This window comes from Ensifer sp. ENS02 (genome assembly GCF_014851885.1).
GTDB lineage: Bacteria > Pseudomonadota > Alphaproteobacteria > Rhizobiales > Rhizobiaceae > Ensifer > Ensifer adhaerens.
Genome location: NZ_JACVAO010000013.1, coordinates 151,438 through 168,069, shown reverse-complemented (window position 1 = coordinate 168,069; position 16,632 = coordinate 151,438). Strand labels below are relative to the sequence as shown.

20 protein-coding genes are annotated in these 16,632 nt (G+C 60.6%); 12 read left to right on the top strand and 8 right to left on the bottom strand.

The genetic code is table 11. The features are described 5' to 3' along the window. Nucleotides 1-43 precede the first annotated feature (43 nt). Nucleotides 44-427 (bottom strand): hypothetical protein, encoded by a 384-nt coding sequence (locus IB262_RS25990; protein ID WP_060519029.1) that lies wholly within the window; start codon nt 425-427, stop codon nt 44-46. 221 nt (nt 428-648) lie between these two features. Between IB262_RS25990 and IB262_RS36510 the strand changes: the two genes are divergently transcribed. Continuing rightward, the gene (locus IB262_RS36510; protein WP_255382115.1) at nt 649-777 is read left to right on the top strand and encodes a hypothetical protein; all 129 of its coding nucleotides are present in this window, start codon (nt 649-651) and stop codon (nt 775-777) included. A gap of 88 nt (nt 778-865) precedes the next feature. Here IB262_RS36510 and IB262_RS25985 read toward each other — a convergent pair whose 3' ends face one another. The 6 genes from IB262_RS25985 to IB262_RS25960 all read right to left on the bottom strand — a co-directional run bounded on the left by IB262_RS25985 (nt 866) and on the right by IB262_RS25960 (nt 3,939). Beyond that, a complete protein-coding gene (locus tag IB262_RS25985) occupies nt 866-1,108 on the bottom strand; it encodes a hypothetical protein (protein WP_034799922.1) in 243 nt (80 codons plus the stop codon). Between the two features lie 328 nt (nt 1,109-1,436). Further along, a complete protein-coding gene (locus IB262_RS25980; RefSeq protein WP_226020835.1) occupies nt 1,437-1,697 on the bottom strand; it encodes a hypothetical protein in 261 nt (86 codons plus the stop codon). 104 nt (nt 1,698-1,801) lie between these two features. Beyond that, nucleotides 1,802-2,059 (bottom strand): hypothetical protein, encoded by a 258-nt coding sequence (locus tag IB262_RS25975; RefSeq protein ID WP_060582097.1) that lies wholly within the window; start codon nt 2,057-2,059, stop codon nt 1,802-1,804. Nucleotides 2,060-2,085: 26 nt separating this feature from the next. Further along, nucleotides 2,086-2,268, bottom strand: a complete 183-nt coding sequence (locus IB262_RS25970) for a hypothetical protein (protein ID WP_192372395.1) — start codon at nt 2,266-2,268, stop codon at nt 2,086-2,088. Nucleotides 2,269-2,822: 554 nt separating this feature from the next. Then, nucleotides 2,823-3,299: an Lrp/AsnC family transcriptional regulator gene (locus tag IB262_RS25965; protein WP_060607921.1), complete on the bottom strand. Its 477-nt coding sequence runs from the start codon at nt 3,297-3,299 to the stop codon at nt 2,823-2,825. A 37-nt stretch (nt 3,300-3,336) separates the two neighbouring features. Beyond that, nucleotides 3,337-3,939, bottom strand: a complete 603-nt coding sequence (locus IB262_RS25960) for an amino acid synthesis family protein (RefSeq protein ID WP_060519031.1) — start codon at nt 3,937-3,939, stop codon at nt 3,337-3,339. Between the two features lie 190 nt (nt 3,940-4,129). On the opposite strand from IB262_RS25960, the gene IB262_RS25955 reads away from it, so the two are divergent. The 11 genes from IB262_RS25955 (at nt 4,130) to IB262_RS25910 (ending at nt 15,293) form a co-directional block, all read left to right on the top strand. Beyond that, nucleotides 4,130-5,284, top strand: a complete 1,155-nt coding sequence (locus tag IB262_RS25955; protein WP_348646937.1) for an amidohydrolase — start codon at nt 4,130-4,132, stop codon at nt 5,282-5,284. Continuing rightward, on the top strand, nt 5,215-5,580 hold the full coding sequence (locus IB262_RS35740) for a hypothetical protein (protein WP_210207587.1): 366 nt from the start codon (nt 5,215-5,217) through the stop codon (nt 5,578-5,580). The genes IB262_RS25955 and IB262_RS35740 overlap by 70 nt, the downstream gene beginning before the upstream one ends. A 170-nt stretch (nt 5,581-5,750) precedes the next feature. Beyond that, nucleotides 5,751-7,553, top strand: a complete 1,803-nt coding sequence (locus IB262_RS25950; protein ID WP_192493976.1) for a helix-turn-helix domain-containing protein — start codon at nt 5,751-5,753, stop codon at nt 7,551-7,553. Nucleotides 7,554-7,733: 180 nt separating this feature from the next. Next, the gene (locus IB262_RS25945; RefSeq protein ID WP_034799936.1) at nt 7,734-8,729 is read left to right on the top strand and encodes a flavin reductase; all 996 of its coding nucleotides are present in this window, start codon (nt 7,734-7,736) and stop codon (nt 8,727-8,729) included. A 1-nt stretch (nt 8,730) separates the two neighbouring features. Beyond that, on the top strand, nt 8,731-10,245 hold the full coding sequence (locus IB262_RS25940) for an aldehyde dehydrogenase (RefSeq protein ID WP_060607908.1): 1,515 nt from the start codon (nt 8,731-8,733) through the stop codon (nt 10,243-10,245). Nucleotides 10,246-10,279: 34 nt separating this feature from the next. Continuing rightward, a complete protein-coding gene (locus IB262_RS25935) occupies nt 10,280-11,356 on the top strand; it encodes an LLM class flavin-dependent oxidoreductase (protein ID WP_060519041.1) in 1,077 nt (358 codons plus the stop codon). A 2-nt stretch (nt 11,357-11,358) separates the two neighbouring features. Then, on the top strand, nt 11,359-12,168 hold the full coding sequence (locus tag IB262_RS25930) for an alpha/beta fold hydrolase (RefSeq protein WP_034799940.1): 810 nt from the start codon (nt 11,359-11,361) through the stop codon (nt 12,166-12,168). Beyond that, the gene (locus IB262_RS25925; protein WP_110819685.1) at nt 12,161-12,550 is read left to right on the top strand and encodes a carboxymuconolactone decarboxylase family protein; all 390 of its coding nucleotides are present in this window, start codon (nt 12,161-12,163) and stop codon (nt 12,548-12,550) included. Before IB262_RS25930 ends, IB262_RS25925 begins: the two co-directional genes overlap by 8 nt. A gap of 139 nt (nt 12,551-12,689) precedes the next feature. Then, nucleotides 12,690-13,520, top strand: coding sequence for a transporter substrate-binding domain-containing protein (locus IB262_RS25920; protein ID WP_110819684.1), 831 nt, complete (start codon nt 12,690-12,692; stop codon nt 13,518-13,520). Nucleotides 13,521-13,578: 58 nt separating this feature from the next. After that, the gene (locus IB262_RS25915; RefSeq protein WP_034799945.1) at nt 13,579-14,553 is read left to right on the top strand and encodes an amino acid ABC transporter permease; all 975 of its coding nucleotides are present in this window, start codon (nt 13,579-13,581) and stop codon (nt 14,551-14,553) included. Next, complete coding sequence (locus IB262_RS25910) at nt 14,550-15,293, top strand: amino acid ABC transporter ATP-binding protein (RefSeq protein WP_034799947.1); 744 nt, start codon at nt 14,550-14,552, stop codon at nt 15,291-15,293. The genes IB262_RS25915 and IB262_RS25910 overlap by 4 nt, the downstream gene beginning before the upstream one ends. 211 nt (nt 15,294-15,504) lie before the next feature. On the opposite strand, the gene IB262_RS25900 is transcribed toward IB262_RS25910, so the two are convergent. Next, nucleotides 15,505-16,329 carry an IclR family transcriptional regulator gene (locus tag IB262_RS25900; RefSeq protein WP_060519046.1) on the bottom strand — a complete coding sequence of 275 codons (825 nt, stop codon included), beginning with the start codon at nt 16,327-16,329 and terminating at the stop codon, nt 15,505-15,507. Nucleotides 16,330-16,632: the final 303 nt, after the last annotated feature.

Here is a 16,632-nt window from a genome sequence, read left to right as displayed (position 1 = left end):
TGACGAAGACCGATCGCGTAGACGATCGGTCTTTCATTAACACTCAGCTGAGCCCGAGCCGCTTGCGCAACTCAGCATTCTCGGCCCGCAACTTATCGCCGAGCTCCCGGCGAAGCCGCGAATTCTCTTTCTCCAGCTGAAGAAGATCCGCGATCTCGTCATGTACTTGCGATTGCGCGGCCGTCCTCTTGTCGTCGTTCTTCCTTGCGGCGTTTGCCCTTGCGGCGCGCTTCGGTTGACTTGCAGTTTTCGCCTCGGCCGAAGTTTCCTTGCGCTTCCGGCCTTTCCCGGCGCTCGGTGCGGGGCTTGACTCTGCCGTGGCAGCGTCCACTTTTTTTGCTCGTGGTCCGCGCTTCTTAGGCGCTGCCACTTCCGCCGGAGCGGTCGCAGTAACCTGGTTGTCGTCCAATTTGACCTCATCTGCCATAAGTCTATTTCCTCTCTGCGGATCGAAAGCATTTGTCCGACGCGCGAAATATGACAGCCACACCACCCGCGGTCGAGACATCAACGATATCAGTGCTACATTGCGCGAGGCCGACCGAGGCAAGTTTGCCAGCGACGAAGATGTGGCGACGTTGTCGGAAGGAAGTCAAGTCTGCCCGTCAATCATGAGTGGGGAGCCTATCCGCTGGTCAGGGCTCTGCAGTGCTTGATGAGATCGGCGCGCTTATCGAGAAGGGCGATCCGGATGTGACGCCTCGCGTGGTGGAAAAGACATCGTCGACATTGCCCGATCGCTGGCGCGTGCGCAAACGCCTCGATAGCGCCTGGTAAGGAGCATGCATCCAGCGAGTTGGACCTGCTCGGGACTAGGCTCGATTGCTTGACTTGGGCCGGCGGGAGGCGAACCTGCGTCAGGGTGCTATTTGATAAAACCTGGATACTGGACTTCTTCTCGATTCACACCTTCGGAATCTAACCGAATGGGGGCGGGATCCGGGGGGGCGCCCATGTAACTATGTGCGACAAGCCAGTCGCGCAAAATAGTCTCAATTGCGGCGGCTCGACCGGCAGGGGACGGTGAAAGCTCCGGGTCGGTCATGTAGGCCGCGAGCCCGGCTTCGATGTCATCAGCAAGGGGAGGCAGGTCTGCGAAACCGGACATGAAAGACTCCTCTGTATCTCACCGATATAACGAGCTTTCATGGCGCCTGTTCCCAGCGAGTTGAACAATTGCTCCAACGGCTCATTCACCCGACAGCGGAACTCTTGTCGGTGCGAAGCAATTGACGGCATCCGTCGGCGGTAACCATTCGAAGAGAAGCTTCTCGCGCAAGAACCGGCTGTCGGCACGTGGTTCTAAGAGATTGCCTGACGGATACGGCCTGGGCGCCGCCCTCTCGGCTATCCCCGGGATGTGGTCGGACCAGCCGACCGCGGCGAAACATGCTTTCATTGGGACATGCCGGCAACCTCGGTGGCTCGACGCGCAATCAGTGCCGTATGGCCTCCGACGTAAGCTCCACGAAGCGGCCGATTGACCAGAGATAGGCAACGATTTGCCATCTCACACGGTCGCGGTTTCCGTATTTCTCTAGTACTCGATCAAGGGTTCTGCTCGCTTGGATCTGCTCGTCAATTTCGCCAATGACGTAACTGTCATGGCCGACAGCGCAAATGTCGCAGCCTGCTTCAATGACATCGAAAACGAATGCCGGTATTTCGCTTGCGTCCATCTGGCGTCGTTCGGTCATGGTTAGACCCCCTCCGCTGTGTTCGTTTTGTCAGGGTTCGATCGCTCGGTGCGACAGGGCAAACCCTGTCCCTTCGTAGCGGCATGGGCTTGGGCCGCGGTCGATCATGGAAACAGTCGCTCATCCGTGAGCGTGAGCAGGACGACGACCTCTGTCTGCAAGTCGGCGCAGATCTGTTGATATTCGGTGATCAGCTGGATGCGAGCCGGGTACTCCTGCAAAAGATCGTCGAGAGCCGAGGCGGCCAGCGCGTAAGCCTCGAAGAGATCGAGCAGACCAGGGTCTCTCGCCAGGCGCAACTGGGGGCGATGGCGGGGTAAAGCCATCTCCAGGCGGGCTCGTCCGAGGTGCATAAGTCTCATGGCCGGTCCCCCGTTTCCGCTAGCGCCTAGTTCGAGGGGGCGACCGGCGTTGGAAGGACAGCGGTGACTTGTTGGCCAGGGGCGTTCGAGAGCGCGCTGCCCACGAAAAGATAGCCGCCGATGGCGACAATCGCCAGCAGCATCACTCCGATAGGAAGCCCGGTTGAGAATCTTCGCTCTGGTTGGTTATAGCGGTATTGTTCGTACATCTTGAGTTCCTTCGATCATCAGCGACACCAAGGCGAACCGAAGGGACGAAGGCCGCCCTGGTGTCGTTGTTCGCCCGCAGCGCGCAGGGGAGCTGGCCATGGGCTAAAACAAAATCTAGGGCGGCTAGCGTCGCGCAGCTACGGTATTAGGACCATTGCGAAGGGGTTATCGGACTGAAGTCCCATGGTGGAACATTTTCCCGCACCCTACGTTTCCATGCGCGTTTTCTGCAATTTTCGTCGCAAAGCCTGGAAGCCGCACTCGCCCTATCAAAGCGCTTTCCGATAAAGAGCTGTCTTAAAAAGTATGGCCCCGTCGGGGGCACGACGAGGCCAGAGGCTCTTATCGAGGAGACTTCACTGGGGGACATTGGTGAAGCCTTGTGCCTGACCCTGATTGGGGAAACAGAATCAAGACAACGTGGAAACGCCCGCATCGCGAAATCGTTCCGGGATCTCAGCAAGAAAAGATGGCCTCGAGCGAGGTGCAGGAAACGTCTTGTTCCGAAAAGGTGAAGGCGCCGGCGCAAAGGCGAAGTCAATTCGCAAAAGGGTCAAGTCGCCACGAGAAGCGACACTGGCACAACTGGGTCTTCCTTGACGGTCCTCGTGACGACGTAGGTGAAGTAGCGGGCGATTCCGAGTTCCCAGTCGAGAAGCGTGTCGATCAGGCGCTGGTAGGCGTCGATGTCGGCAGCGACGATCTTCAGGACATAGTCAACGCCACCGCCGACTGACCAGCAGCAGACGATTTCGGGAATGTCGCGAACAACCCGCTCGAATCTGTCGAAGTCGACTTGGCGGTGGCTGGCAAGTGTCAATTCGACCATGGCGCTTGCGACGGGGGCTACCCGTCGAAGAGATAGGCGCGCGTGATATCCGCTGATGATGCCGGCCTTTTCCAATCTGCGTAGCCGCATCCAGCAGGGCGTGGCAGAAAGGCCCGCCTTTTCTGCGAGTGCAAGCTTGGTGATGCGGCCATCCCGTTGGATGGCGTCGAGGATGCGTAGGTCGATCGCGTCAAGTCTCATGGCAAACTCCTGAGGCGGTATCGCGCTCTGGTCTGCGTCAAGCGCTTCCGAGCAATGCCGCCTTTTCTGCTTCCATTTCCGCGATGTCTTGAAAACGGTCGGCGATGCGCGCGTGCGCGCGACCGCTATCGGCAGCGCCGATAGCAACGATGATCTCGTCGGGGCCGGGGGCGTCGGCGATCTGGAAGTTGGCGGTAAGGAAGTGCGATCGTTTGCCGTTTTCACTCTTGTGCATCATCGGCAGCGACAACAGAGCGCCCGGCGCATTACGAGTGTTGGCAAATTCGAGGTAGTTCGTGCCGCCGATCGCTTCGCGGAAGGGGTTGCCGAAGCGCAGCGTGTGGATCATCGCCGAGGCATGTTCGATCTCACCGGCGATGCCGACGGCCGCGGCCTTGCCGCAAGCCTCGACCTTATCCGCAGGCATCTGGCGGAGCAGCCGGCCCGTCATCTCCTGGCTAAGTTCACCGGCGATGCGAGTGATTTCCGGCCGCAGATCTTCGACAAAGCCTCGCCCTGCCCAGGGGTTCTGGATCACTGCAGCCACCAAGACGACGTTGACCGGGCGCGGCGCTATCTTGCCGCCTTCGATAAGGGTTTCTTCCAGGAAGGTGCAAATTTTTCGGATGCCGAGTGTCATTGGGACGCCGCTGATAGTGGAAACTTGCGACAACTTACCGGCTCGCCTGGGCATTTCTTCCTCTGTTTCGAGGAAGTGGGCACCGGTCGTTGCTGCAAAGACAAGGAGATCCCCGCGTTGAACGACTCCGCTCAATGAGCGAAATCTAGATCGTCTTCTTTTTGGAGGAAATTTCGGCCCTTTGTTCCGAGTGGAGAAAAAATGGCATCGGTCTTCCTCCGTCCGTGAGAATGCGCCCGTCTCTGCGCCCGCCCATCATGGCTCCGCCAACAGGCGACCACCAGATGGAAGGGAACCAAATGAAGACGTTACTGGCGAACACGACCGCTTTGATGCTGTCCTGCAGCTTTCCGCGGGCACAGCTTACGCTGCGAGCGCACGGCTCGATAGGCTCATCGACCAGAAGTATCCGGAACTCGAGAAGGTCTACAAGGAACTCCATGCCAATCCTGAACTCGGCTTTCATGAGACACGGACGGCAAAGCGTCTGGCGGCAGAATTGGAGAAGCTTGGCTTCGAGGTGACCGTCGGCTTCGGTGCGGGTACCGCTCTCGTCGGTGTCTTTAGGAATGGCGACGGCCCGACGATCATGCTGCGAACAGAACTCGATGCGCTGCCGATGGAGGAAAAGACCGGGCTCGATTGCGCCAGCCGCGTACAGGTTCCGGCAACCCAATGGCCTGGAAACACAGATGAGACGGCAAAGGTCTTTGTCGCCCATAGCTGCGGCCATGATATCCATATGGCGTCATGGCTTGGGGCGGCCCAATTGCTGGTCGAGATGAAGGATAATTGGCATGGAACGCAGCTCCTCGTCGGTGAGCCGGCCGAAGAAATCGGGGGCGGCGCAACGGCCATGCTCAAGGCCGGCCTGTTCGAGAAGTTTCCGAAGCCAGATTTTGGCTTCGCCATGCACGTGAACGGTGATCCCGCCGGCAAAATAACCGTGAAGGACGGTGCCTTCAGCGGAAACTCCGATACGTTCGACCTGACCTTCAAGGGTCGCGGGGCGCATGGCAGCGCTCCGCATCTCTCGATCGATCCGATTGTCCAGGGCGCGCGTTTCGTCACCGATATCCAGGCTGTTGTGAGCCGTGAGAAGGATCCGCGCGGACCGGGCGTGATTACGGTCGGAAGTTTTCAGGCGGGGCCTGCGGGCAACATCATCCCCGATCAGGCCAAGCTGAAGTTGACCATGCGTTCGACCACGCCGGAGACGCGCAAGCTGCTGCTGGAGGCGATGCAGCGCGTCGCCAAAACGACGGCGCAATCGCCATGGCGCCGGAACCGGAACTGCTGCGCATCGGCGGCGGCGCTGTGGCCGGCACGAACTCGTCAGAGCTGATCGGCGACGTCAGGCCGGCATTGGATGCGTCCTTTGACGGCGTCGTCTACGTCCCGACCGCGGTCCAGCCGACGTTGGGCGTCGAGACCTATCCCGAGTTCATAGAAGCGGGCGTGCCTTCCATTTTCTATTGGGTTGGCGGGACCTCACCCGAACAGGTTGAAAAAGCCCGCCAAGAGAACAGGCCCGTTCCCTCCAATCATTCGCCATTTTTCGCTCCGGCCCCGGAGACTTCCATCAAGACGGGGGCGAAGGTTCTGGCGATCTCAGTGCTCGAAAAAGCCGGCGTTGACTGAAGCCTAATGGGATAGCGGCTTCGAGGTCATCGCCAGTTCGATGCCCGCGAACTCGGCGTTGAAGATACTACCTTTCATAGAAAGTTTGGCCGAAGATATCCATCGGAACGAAGTAGACTTGTCCACTACCGGCGCGCATGTTGATTGATAGAAATCAAGAGGCGAGGCAGTTGGATCAGAAGTCCCGGATATTGTCGCTCCGCGACATCGCGAGCCAGATTAACAGCGGTAGCGATCTTCAGACGGCATTGCAGCAGCTCATCGCCGCTGCATGCCGCCATGCGAACTGGGCCCTAGGCTCAATCATGGGGATCGACGCGGCGCATGGGTACGCCTATGTCATCGTGCGCCATGATCCAACGCTGATCGAGCGGCAGCTGCCCGACAAGTGGGAGCTGGCGACCAGCCCCTCCCTGATCGCCTTGCAGCGCAATGAGCCCGTCTATATCAGGGACGCGCGTGCGTCGGGCGAGTTTCCGGGCTACAGAAAAGAGGCCTTCGAGCGCGACTATCGAACGGTGCTCGTCATGCCGATGAACTGCAGGGATGCTGAGGGCCGCCCGATGGTGCTCAGCGTCATCGCCCGCGAGGTGACTGAAGTGTCGGAGGACGACCTTGCTTTTCTCGGCACGATCATCCACCTCGGCGCCATCGCCGTCAAACGGGAACACCGTCTCGAAGCCGAGAAGCGATCCGCCCAGCGGCTGGAACGCGCGCTGGAGGCGCATACGTCGCTGCTCGAACATGTGTTGAGCGACGGGTCGGTCGCATCGCTTTCCAGCATGGTTGGGAAGATGTTGCCGAACCCGGCCGTCGTCGTTGATTTCACGGCCAATCAGGTCGTTGCTGGCCGGTCGCCGAATGCGCTTTACGACGAGGCTGGTTGGCAGCAGGCGGCCGCTACCGTTCTTAGCCGGCCGCTGATGAAGGCGGCCCGTGATGCCGTCGAGCGCGGGACGGCCGACGCCGTGAGCCTCTACCTCGACGACGGCACGCAACGGTTCAAAATAACGGCCCGCATCGAAGCGCTGATGGTCGACAATCAACTGGTTGGGGCGCTCATCATTTTCCCGACGACCCGCGAATTCAGCGATCTCGATCTCCTGATGCTCGACAGCGCCAAGTTTGCATTGAGCGTGCAGATGATGCGAAGCTTCATCCGGTTTCGCTTCGAGACGCGGACGCAGACCGAACTCTTTTTCGAGATCGTGGAGGCGCGGTGGCGTAATGCCGGTGATGTCGCCCAGCGGGCTCAACGGCTCGGGCTCAGCTTCTCAACGCCTCAGCAGATGATCGTCGTCGATTTTCCGGATAAGACGAAGGCATTTGGCGGCGCTTCTGTCGATGTGGAGCACACGCTCTCGCGTGTCATGCAGCAGGCATCCGTCCAGGCAAACCTGATCGCGGTCGAGGGCGGCGTCGTCTGCCTCGTCCCTCATGATACGGGTAAGCGGCAAGAGCGCACGACAAAGCTCGCGCGGCGTATCGCCGAGGAACTCGGCCGCTATTTCGACGAGGCACCTATCGTCGTCGCCAGCAATCGATGTGCGGCCCTTTCGGACTATCCGCCAGCCTGGGAGCGCTGCGCCCGGATGATCCGCATCGGGCGTTCATTCGGCCTGACCGGGGCGGTCTCCGCCCAGGATTTTGGCCCGCTGCCGATGCTGGTCGCCGCCTGCGAGGCGGGCGACGTGCGCGGCTTCGTGCAGGAGAGCGTGGGCGCCATTGCCGATCACGACCGTGACAACGGTACTCCTTACCTCGAAACCCTGTCGGTGTATCTGCAGGAAGGTTGCCGAAATCAGGCCTGTGCCGATGCTATGGGCCTGCATGTGACGACGCTGCGCTATCGGCTGGCGCGCATCCAGGAACTGTTCGGCGTCGATGTCGAGACGCCGGAAAAGCGCTTTGCCGTCGAGCTCGCGATCCGCCTGCACGGCGTCATCGACAACCGCTCTACCGTCAGCAGTTAGCTTATCTTCATCGGCCAAGTATCGCCTTGTGACCTCGTCGCCACCGATCTTCTGCGCCCTTGATCGTCTCCTCGGGATCGATGGAGAAGTTCCTTCGCTCCTCCTTTGAAGCCATGGAAGCATGGTCGCCATCACGGCGTTAGCCTCCAACCAACTTGATGGTGAGGAGGCGAGAAGCGCATGGTTGAGACAGCAGCATCGACGGACGTGCCGATTGATCCGATTGCGCTTCGTCGCGCCTTCGGCACGTTTGTAACCGGTGTCACCGTCATCACCACCCGCGACGAAGACGGCACGCCGCGTGGAATGACGGCGAATTCCTTCACGTCGGTTTCGCTCGATCCGCCGCTGCTATTGGTCTGCGTCGCGAAATCCGCGTCGAGCTATCCTGCCTTCACGAATGCGGGATGTTTTGCGGTCAATATCCTCCATGAAGGACAGGTCGACGTCTCGGGAAACTTTGCCTCGAAATCCCCCGACAAATTCCAGTCGGTGACCCACGATCATATCCATACGGGCGCGCCGGTCCTGACTGACAGCCTGACCTGGTTCGATTGCACGACTTACAACACCGTGGACGCCGGCGACCATGCAATCCTGATCGGCCAGGTTCGCGCATTCGGCACCAGTCCCACCGCACCGCTCGGCTTTTGCCGCGGCCGCTATGCCAGTGTGAAGGACCCGCTGCCAAACGGCTGGCTTGCGTCGCATGGGATGATCATCGGCTATCTGATCGAGGCCGGTGAAGGCTTGCTGCTGCGTTCGGATGGCAAGGGCGGCTGGGTTCTGCCGTCAGCACGGCGCCGCAAAGCCGACAGCCAGCTCGTCATCGACGGTGGCGACGCGCTCAGCCTCGTCCCGGACGAGACCTTCCTTTACTCCGTCTTCGATGTCGCCGACAGCGACCCGGGCTACCTGGTCTATCGCGCCCGGCTGGCGGGTGAGGGCGGCGCCGGCACGAGCCTGCCATCCGATCTGCGCTTCTTCCCGCTCCACGATCTTCCTGATGATGCGATCGCGACGCACGAACTGCGATCCATGTTGCGCCGCTACGTGCGCGAGCGGCAAGCCGGCCGCTTCGGCATCTACATGGATTCCGACGACGGCGGCCGTGTGGCGATGATCGACGGCGAAGCTCGCACCTGGCTTCAGACCTCCCAAGACCAAGGACATTGAAATGAAGACGACGGTCAGTTCCATCGAGGGTTCGCGCCAGTTGCTGTTCATCGGCGGGCAGTTCGTGGCACCGAAGAACGGCAACTACATCGCCAGTTTTGACCCGACGACGGGCGAGCCCTGGTATCATTTTGCTGAAGCAGGTGCGGACGATGTCGGGGCAGCCGTCGTTGCTGCCGCCGCCGCCTTCCGCGACCCGGCCTGGCGCCGGATGACGCAGACCGATCGCGGCGCGCTGATGCGCCGTCTCGCCGAACTTGTTCGCGCCAATGCCGATAGGCTGGCGGAGATCGAGACGCGCGACAACGGCAAGCTTCTCAAGGAAACCCGGGCGCAGATGCGCTCGATGCCAGACAGCTATCACTATTTCGCGGGCATGGCCGACAAGCTGCAGGGCGAGACCATTCCAATCAATCGTCTCGATACGCTGAACTTCAACCTGCGCGAGCCCTTGGGCGTCGTCGGCATGATCACGCCGTGGAATTCGCCGTTGATGCTTCTGACCGGCACGCTGGCACCGTGCCTTGCAATCGGCAATACGGTCGTCATCAAGCCCTCGGAACACGCGACCGCCTCGACCTTGGCGCTTGCGGAACTGATCCACGAGGCGGGCTTTCCCGCCGGCGTCGTCAATGTCGTGACGGGTACGGGCCAGAGCGCCGGTGAGGCGCTGACGCGTCATCCTGGCGTTGCGAAATACGTCTTCACAGGCAGCACGGCCACCGGCCGGCGCATCGCCGGCAACGCCGCGCAGAACCTTGTTCCGTGCTCGATGGAGCTTGGCGGCAAGTCGCCTCACGTCGTCTTTGGTGATGTCGACATCGAACATGCGGTCAACGGCGTCGTCTCCGGGGTCTTCGCAGCCGCTGGCCAGACTTGCGTTGCCGGCTCCCGCTGCTTCGTCGAGGAGCGCATCTACGATCGCTTCGTTGAGGCGCTCGTCGCCCGAACGCAACGCATACGGGTCGGTCTCCCGGCGGTCGAGGACACCGACATCGGTCCGCTCGCGCTCGCCGATCAGCTCTCCAAGGTTGAATCCTACGTGGCCTCCGGCGTCAAGGAAGGGGCGCGCGTTGCCGCCGGCGGGCGGCGTCCGCAGCGGCAAGGGCTTTCGTCAGGGGGCTGGTATTTCGAGCCGACAGTGATGGTTGATGCGCAAAACGACATGACCTTCATGCGCGACGAACTCTTCGGTCCGGTGGTCGGCGTCATGCCGTTCCGCGACGAGGAAGAGATGATCCGGCTCGCCAACGATACGCGATACGGCTTGGCTTCCGGCATCTGGACAAAGGACATCGACCGGGCGCTGCGGTTCGCCAACCGGATCGATGCCGGGACCGTCTGGATTAACACCTACCGCTCCGCGTCTTTCATGTCTGCCAACGGCGGCTTCAAGGAAAGCGGCTACGGCCGGCGCGGCGGGTTCGAGGTCATGCACGAGTTCTCGCGGTTGAAGAACGTCATCGTCGACTACTCCGGCGCGATGCAGGACCCCTTCGTCATCCGTCTGAAGTGACAGCAAAAGCACCGGCACAGGAAAGGCAGAAAACATGAAGTTCGCAGTCTCCCTCACGATGGAACGCTTCTCCCCCGATATTCCGATGGAGCAGGTCAAGAGCAACTTGCTGCAACTCGCACGGCTTGCCGACGAAGGCGGCTTCGAAACGCTGTGGACTGCAGAACACCATACGCTGGAATGCACGATCTCCCCCAATCCGTTCCAGACGCTGGTCTGGCTCGCGCAGCACACGGATCGCATCCGGCTCGGCACCTCCACTCTGGTCGCGCCCTATTGGAATCCCATCCGGCTCGCCGGCGAGTCGGCGCTCTGCGATCACCTGACCAATGGCCGCCTGGAGTTCGGGATCGCGCGCGGTTCCTACCAGTACGAGTTCGACCGTATGGCGGGTGGTATTCCGCAGCAGGAGGGGGTGGCCTACATGAAGGAGATCGTGCCGGCCGTGAAGAAGCTCTGGTCCGGCGACTATGCCCATGAGGGACAATACTGGAAGTTTCCGGTCACGGCGGCAGTGCCGAAGCCGCTGCAGCAACCCCACCCGCCCATCTGGGTGGCGGCGCGCGATCCCGGAACCTTCGACTGGGCGATCGCAAACGGCGCCAGTATCCTATCGACGCCGCTCTCCGCGCCGGAAGCCGAAATCCACGTGCTCTCCGAGAAATTTCGCAAGGCGGTCGCCGATCATCCGGAGGTGCCGCGCCCGCGCTTTATGATGCAGCGCCGCACCTGCGTCTATGACCGGCCGGATGGGTGGGAACGTGCCGTCAAGCACAGCATGGACTACGGCCGCGCCTTCGAAAACCTCATGCAGAATATCGGCACGGTGCACAACGGCTTCCCCGAGGCAGTGCCCTACGAAGCGGTCAAGGGCAAGGACAACTACAATCCGGACAACATCCGCAAGAACCTGATGTTCGGCACGCCGGACGAAGCGATCGAGAAGCTGTTGGTCTATGAGGCCGCCGGTGTGGACCAGTATTGCTTGGGCCTGACCTTCAATCTGCCGTTCGAGCTGCAGAAGCGGACGCTGGAGCTATTTGCCAGCGAAATCATGCCCTTCTTCGCGGCCCGTGAGAAGGAACAGAAGCGTATCGCGGTGGGTGCCTGAACATGGCAGGAGCTCAGCGCCATACCGTCGGAGAGGTGACGCTCAACTACCGCATCGAGGGAGAAGGCGAACCGCTCGTCTGCATCCACGGCGTCGGCTCCTATCTCGAAGCGTGGTCGGGCGTGGTCGAACGTTTGAAGGACCGGTTCACGATCCTGACATTCGACCTTCGTGGTCATGGCCGCTCCAGCCGGGTCAAGGGCCGCTACGAGATCGACGACTTCGTCAACGAGACGCTGGGGCTTGCCGACGCAGCGGGCTTCCCGACCTTCAATCTTGCAGGCTTTTCGCTGGGCGGCCTGATCGCCCAGCGTCTCGCTCTGACCCACCTTGGACGTCTGCGCAGGCTGGCGCTCTTGTCGACCGTCGCCGGCCGCACGCCGGCCGAGCGTGAGCGGGTTCTCGACCGCCTCGCCGCCCTCAGAGACGGAACGCCTGCCGACCATCACAATGCCTCGCTGTCGCGCTGGCTGACGGAAGAGTTCCAGGAGAACAACCCGCAGGTGATCCAACGGCTAAGGGCGCGGGATGCCGAAAACGATCCCGACTGCTACGCGGCAGCCTATCGTGTGTTGGCGGAAACGGATTTCGGCGGCTTTCTCGATCAGATCCGATGCCCAACGCTGATTGCTACCGGCGAAGACGATGCCGGCTCCAACCCGCGCATGGCGCGCTACATGCACGAGCGCATTCCCGGGTCCGAGCTTCGTATCCTGCCGGGCCTTCGCCATTCCATCTTGATCGAGGCGCCCGACGTCGTGGCAACGCTGATGGGCGAGTTCATGAGCCAGGGGGAGACGGTCGATGGATGAAGCACTGCGAGCAAGGGGAGAGGCCATCCGGCGCCAGGTGCTTGGCGATGACTATGTCGATGGGGCAATCGGCAGCAGCGATGCCTTCTCGCGGCCGTTTCAGGATCTGTTGAACGAACATTGCTGGGGCACCGTCTGGACGGACGAAAGCCTCGACCTGAGGAGCCGCAGCCTACTGAACCTCGGAATGCTTGCGGCGCTCAACCGCATGCACGAATTCGGCATCCACTTTCGCGGGGCGATCCGCAACGGTTTGACCGACGAAGAGCTTCGCGCAGCACTCGTGCAGATCGCGATCTACTGCGGCATTCCCGCAGGCGTCGAAGCGTTCCGCGTGGCCCGGCGCGTCCGCGACGAGATGGCTGAAAAAGGAGAGCGCTGACTTCCACGTTTTCTAGGAAGGGGCAGCGCCGCGCTACCTCGTATCGCCGGAAGACGGATGGCGGGCTCAGAACTCAAGATCAACCCGATGGCAGGAAGAGGACCCTGTCAAAAACCAGAACGACAAAGGGAACGACAACATGAACACATTCGCAAAACTCACCGCGGCGGCATCGTTTGCCTTGTCGCTCGCGATCGTTCCGGCCCACGCCGGTGCCGTACTCGACCACGCGCTCGATGCAAAGACACTGAAGGTAGCGACCGACGCCAACTGGGCGCCGCAGTCCTTCATGAACGAAAAGAACGAGATGGACGGCTTCGATGTCGATGTCGCCAAGGAACTCGCCAAGCGGTTGGGTGTCGGTGTCGAGTTCGTAACTCCCGGCTGGGACATCATCACGGCCGGCAACTGGCAGGGGCGCTGGGACATGCATGTCGGCTCGATGACGCCGACAAAGGAGCGTGCCAAGGTCTTCGATTTCCCGGCCGTCTACTACTACACCCCGGCCGCCGTGGCCGTGCACAAGGACAGCCCTGTGGTCGGCCTGATCGATCTGGACGACAAGGTCGTTGGTGCGACGGCGACGTCCACCTTCGAAGCCTATGCCAAACAGGATCTGACCCTCGACGCTGCTGGCGCACCTGCCTTCGAATACACCTTCAAGCCGAAGGAGGTGAAGTCCTACGCCAATTCGACGACCGCATTCGATGATTTGCGCCTCGGTGACGGTGTGCGGCTCGACGCAGTCGTATCGTCGCTGCCCAGCATTCGCGACGCAATCAAGGCCGGCTATCCGATCAAGCAGGTTGGCGACCCGGTCTTTTACGAACCGCTCGCAGTCGCTGTCGAACACGGCGACAAGGAGCTGAGCGACAAGATCGCCGAAGCGATCAAGGCGATGCAGGACGATGGCACGCTGAGCAAGCTGTCGGAGAAATGGTACGGCGTCGACTACACCGTCGTGAAGTAAGGCAGCCATGTCTGGCGGTCCGGGCAGCCGGACCGCACGTTGTCCAAAGGGACCAAAGATGCTTTATCCGGATACTGTCGAGTCCGAAATACTCGTCCACAAGCCATGGTTCGTGGCCAGCATGTTCGCTGCCGTCCTCATTGCCTTCACGGCCTTCGGTCTGACCGGCACAACGATGGGCGAACTGATGCGGCCAGTGATCGGCGAGCCGCTCGAAAGCGGATTCTACGGCCGCTTTGCGACCGCCTTCGTCGTGGCGGTGCTCTTCTGCCTCAACATCGTCCTGATCGGCTTTGCGAGCCTCAGGGTCCAGATCGTCGTCGTCTGGCTCGAATTGCTGGCGCTGTTCCTCGCCTTCTTCCAGACCTTCGATCTCAGCCTGCCCTTCATAGAGGAAAAGTTGCCGTTCCTCATCACGCAAGGGCTGGTGACGACGGTCTATGTTTCGGCGATCTCGATTGTGATTGCCTCGGCGATCGCCATCCTCGGCGCCGTGGCCAAGCTCTCGACCAACGGCTTCGCCTATGCGATTGCGAGCTTCTACACGTCCTTCTTTCGCGGCCTGCCGCTGTTGATGCAGGTTTATCTGATCTATCTCGGGCTGCCGCAGCTCGGCTTCATCATCGACGCGGTGCCGGCCGGTATTCTGGCACTTTCGCTCTGCTACGGCGCATACATGACGGAAATCTTCCGCTCCGGCATCCAGAGCATCGACCGTGGCCAGTGGGAGGCGTCGCGCTCTATCGGCTTCGGCTTCGGGCTGACGATGCGCAAGGTCATCCTGCCTCAGGCGCTGCCGGTCATCATCCCTCCGACCGGTAACCAGTTCATTTCCATGCTGAAGGACAGCTCGCTGGTCTCCGTCATCGGTGTCTGGGAACTCATGTTTCTCGCACGAACTCTTGGCCAGAAGACCTTCCAGCATATGGAAATGCTCATATCAGCCGCCATGCTCTATTGGACGATGTCTATCGTTCTCGAGCTGATCCAGTCCCGCATCGAACGTCACTATGCCAGGAGCAAGGTCAGATGAGCGCCGAGACCATCATCGACGTCAAAAATGTTTCCAAGTGGTACGGCGCCTTCCAGGTGCTGACCGACATCAACCTGACGGTCCGCAAGGGCGAACGCATCGTGATTTGCGGTCCGTCCGGATCCGGCAAATCTACCTTGATCCGGTGCTTCAACCGCTTGGAAGCGCACCAGGAAGGTGAGATCGTCGTCAACGGGATCAACCTGCATCCGAAGATGCGCAATGTCTCGGACGTGCGCCGCAACGTCGGCATGGTGTTCCAGCACTTCAACCTTTTCCCGCACATGACCGTACTGATGAACTGCATGGTCGGACCGATGTGGATCAACGGCGTGCCGGAAGCGGAGGCGCGGGCAAGGGCGCTCACATTCCTCGATCGGGTACGCATCCCGGAACAGGCCCACAAGTTTCCAATCCAGCTTTCCGGCGGCCAACAGCAGCGCGTCGCGATCGCGCGCTCGCTCTGCATGCAGCCGGCCGTGATGCTGTTTGACGAACCGACATCCGCGCTCGACCCCGAGATGGTGTCCGAAGTCCTTGATACCATGACGAGCCTGGCAAAGGACGGCATGACGATGGTCTGCGTCACGCACGAGATGGGGTTCGCCAGGGCCGTCGCAGATCGCGTAATCTTCATGAACTCGGGACAGATTCTCGAGGAGGCTAGGCCCGATGATTTCTTCGACAATCCAAAACACGAGCGGACCAAGCTGTTTCTCGGTCAGATCCTGAAGCATTAGCTCGGCGCCCAACCGTTTCAGCTACCAGTTGATGCTCGTTGGTGCGTTCTGATGCGCGGAACGCGCTCGGCGTGTCTCCGAACGCTTTGCGAAACTCACGCGAGAAGTGCGCTGTGTCCGCGAAGCCTGTGATATTTGCAATTTCCATCACAGTCAGCGAGCCCCCGGAAAGCAGGTACCGCCCGTAGTTCAGTCGCATGTTCCTAAAGGTTCAGCCCTTCTGCGCGGCCCGCAAGGCGGAGGCCGGATAACGTAGGGTCGGGTCGAAGGGATTGAGCTTACTGCTGATCGCTTGCGCCTCTGCCTTCAAGAGATCGGTGATCGTGCCGCTTCGCGTTTCCGTCAGGCGCGATGCCAGCGTGCCGATGCTCAAGGAGGCGACGGCGATGCCGTTGCGGTCAAGAACCGGCACGCCGAGCCCAGCCATGCCCTCGATCATCTCGAAATTCATCTGGGCTGCGCCGATCCGCCTGACCTCCTCGATCTTGATGCGCAGGTCCACCTCGTCGATCGCCGCCCGGTCCATGATGCGAGGCATATTAAACTTGATGATCGCCTCGCGTTCTTCCTCTGGCAGGTGGGCGAGGATGGCGATGCTGCCCTGGCCGATGCCGAGCGGCACCTTGCCACCGATGTCGCCGGTAAAGGAGCGGATCGGGAAGGGACCCTCGACGCGGTCGAGGCAGATTGCGTCAAAATTGCTGCGCACCAGCAGAAAGACCGTGTCGTTGAAGGTGGCGGACAGCCTCAAGAGTGACGGCCGGGCGATGTCGAGGATGCCTTCTCGCCTGCGCGCCTGCGAGGCGATCGAGAAGAACTCCAGCGACAGGCGGTAGGATTTCCCCTCTGGCATTTGCTCCACGAGGCCTTCGGCAATCAGGGTCTTCAATAGCCGATGCGCCGATGGCTGGCTGAGATTCAGCCTCCGCGCGAGATCGATGACCCGCACACCCTCGCTCGCGTTATCTGCGAGGTCTTTCAGGATGTGGATCGCCTTGGTGAGGCTGGAGCTTCCGGCGTTCTCTGATTCCGACATTTGCGAAAATCTTTCAAAATCTGCGTGGCGTAATTCCGTATATCGGATTTTTCTAACAAAAAATTCCGAAATAGAAAATTGCATTTGTGTTTTTCGTCAATTTCCTGGAGTTAATTCACGCAAGCCTTCTTCAAGGGGTGGATGTGCCAGACGTGAATAGCCGAGAGGCTATTCCGAGCGCGAAACCGTGCCTTTATCGGTGCACTCGCGTACGCCGGAGATCTCAACGCCTGAAGGAAGGTTCGATGGTTGACGACGTGTCGCAGCCGCCGGGATCGCCGACAAGAAAAATGGGGCAGGCGA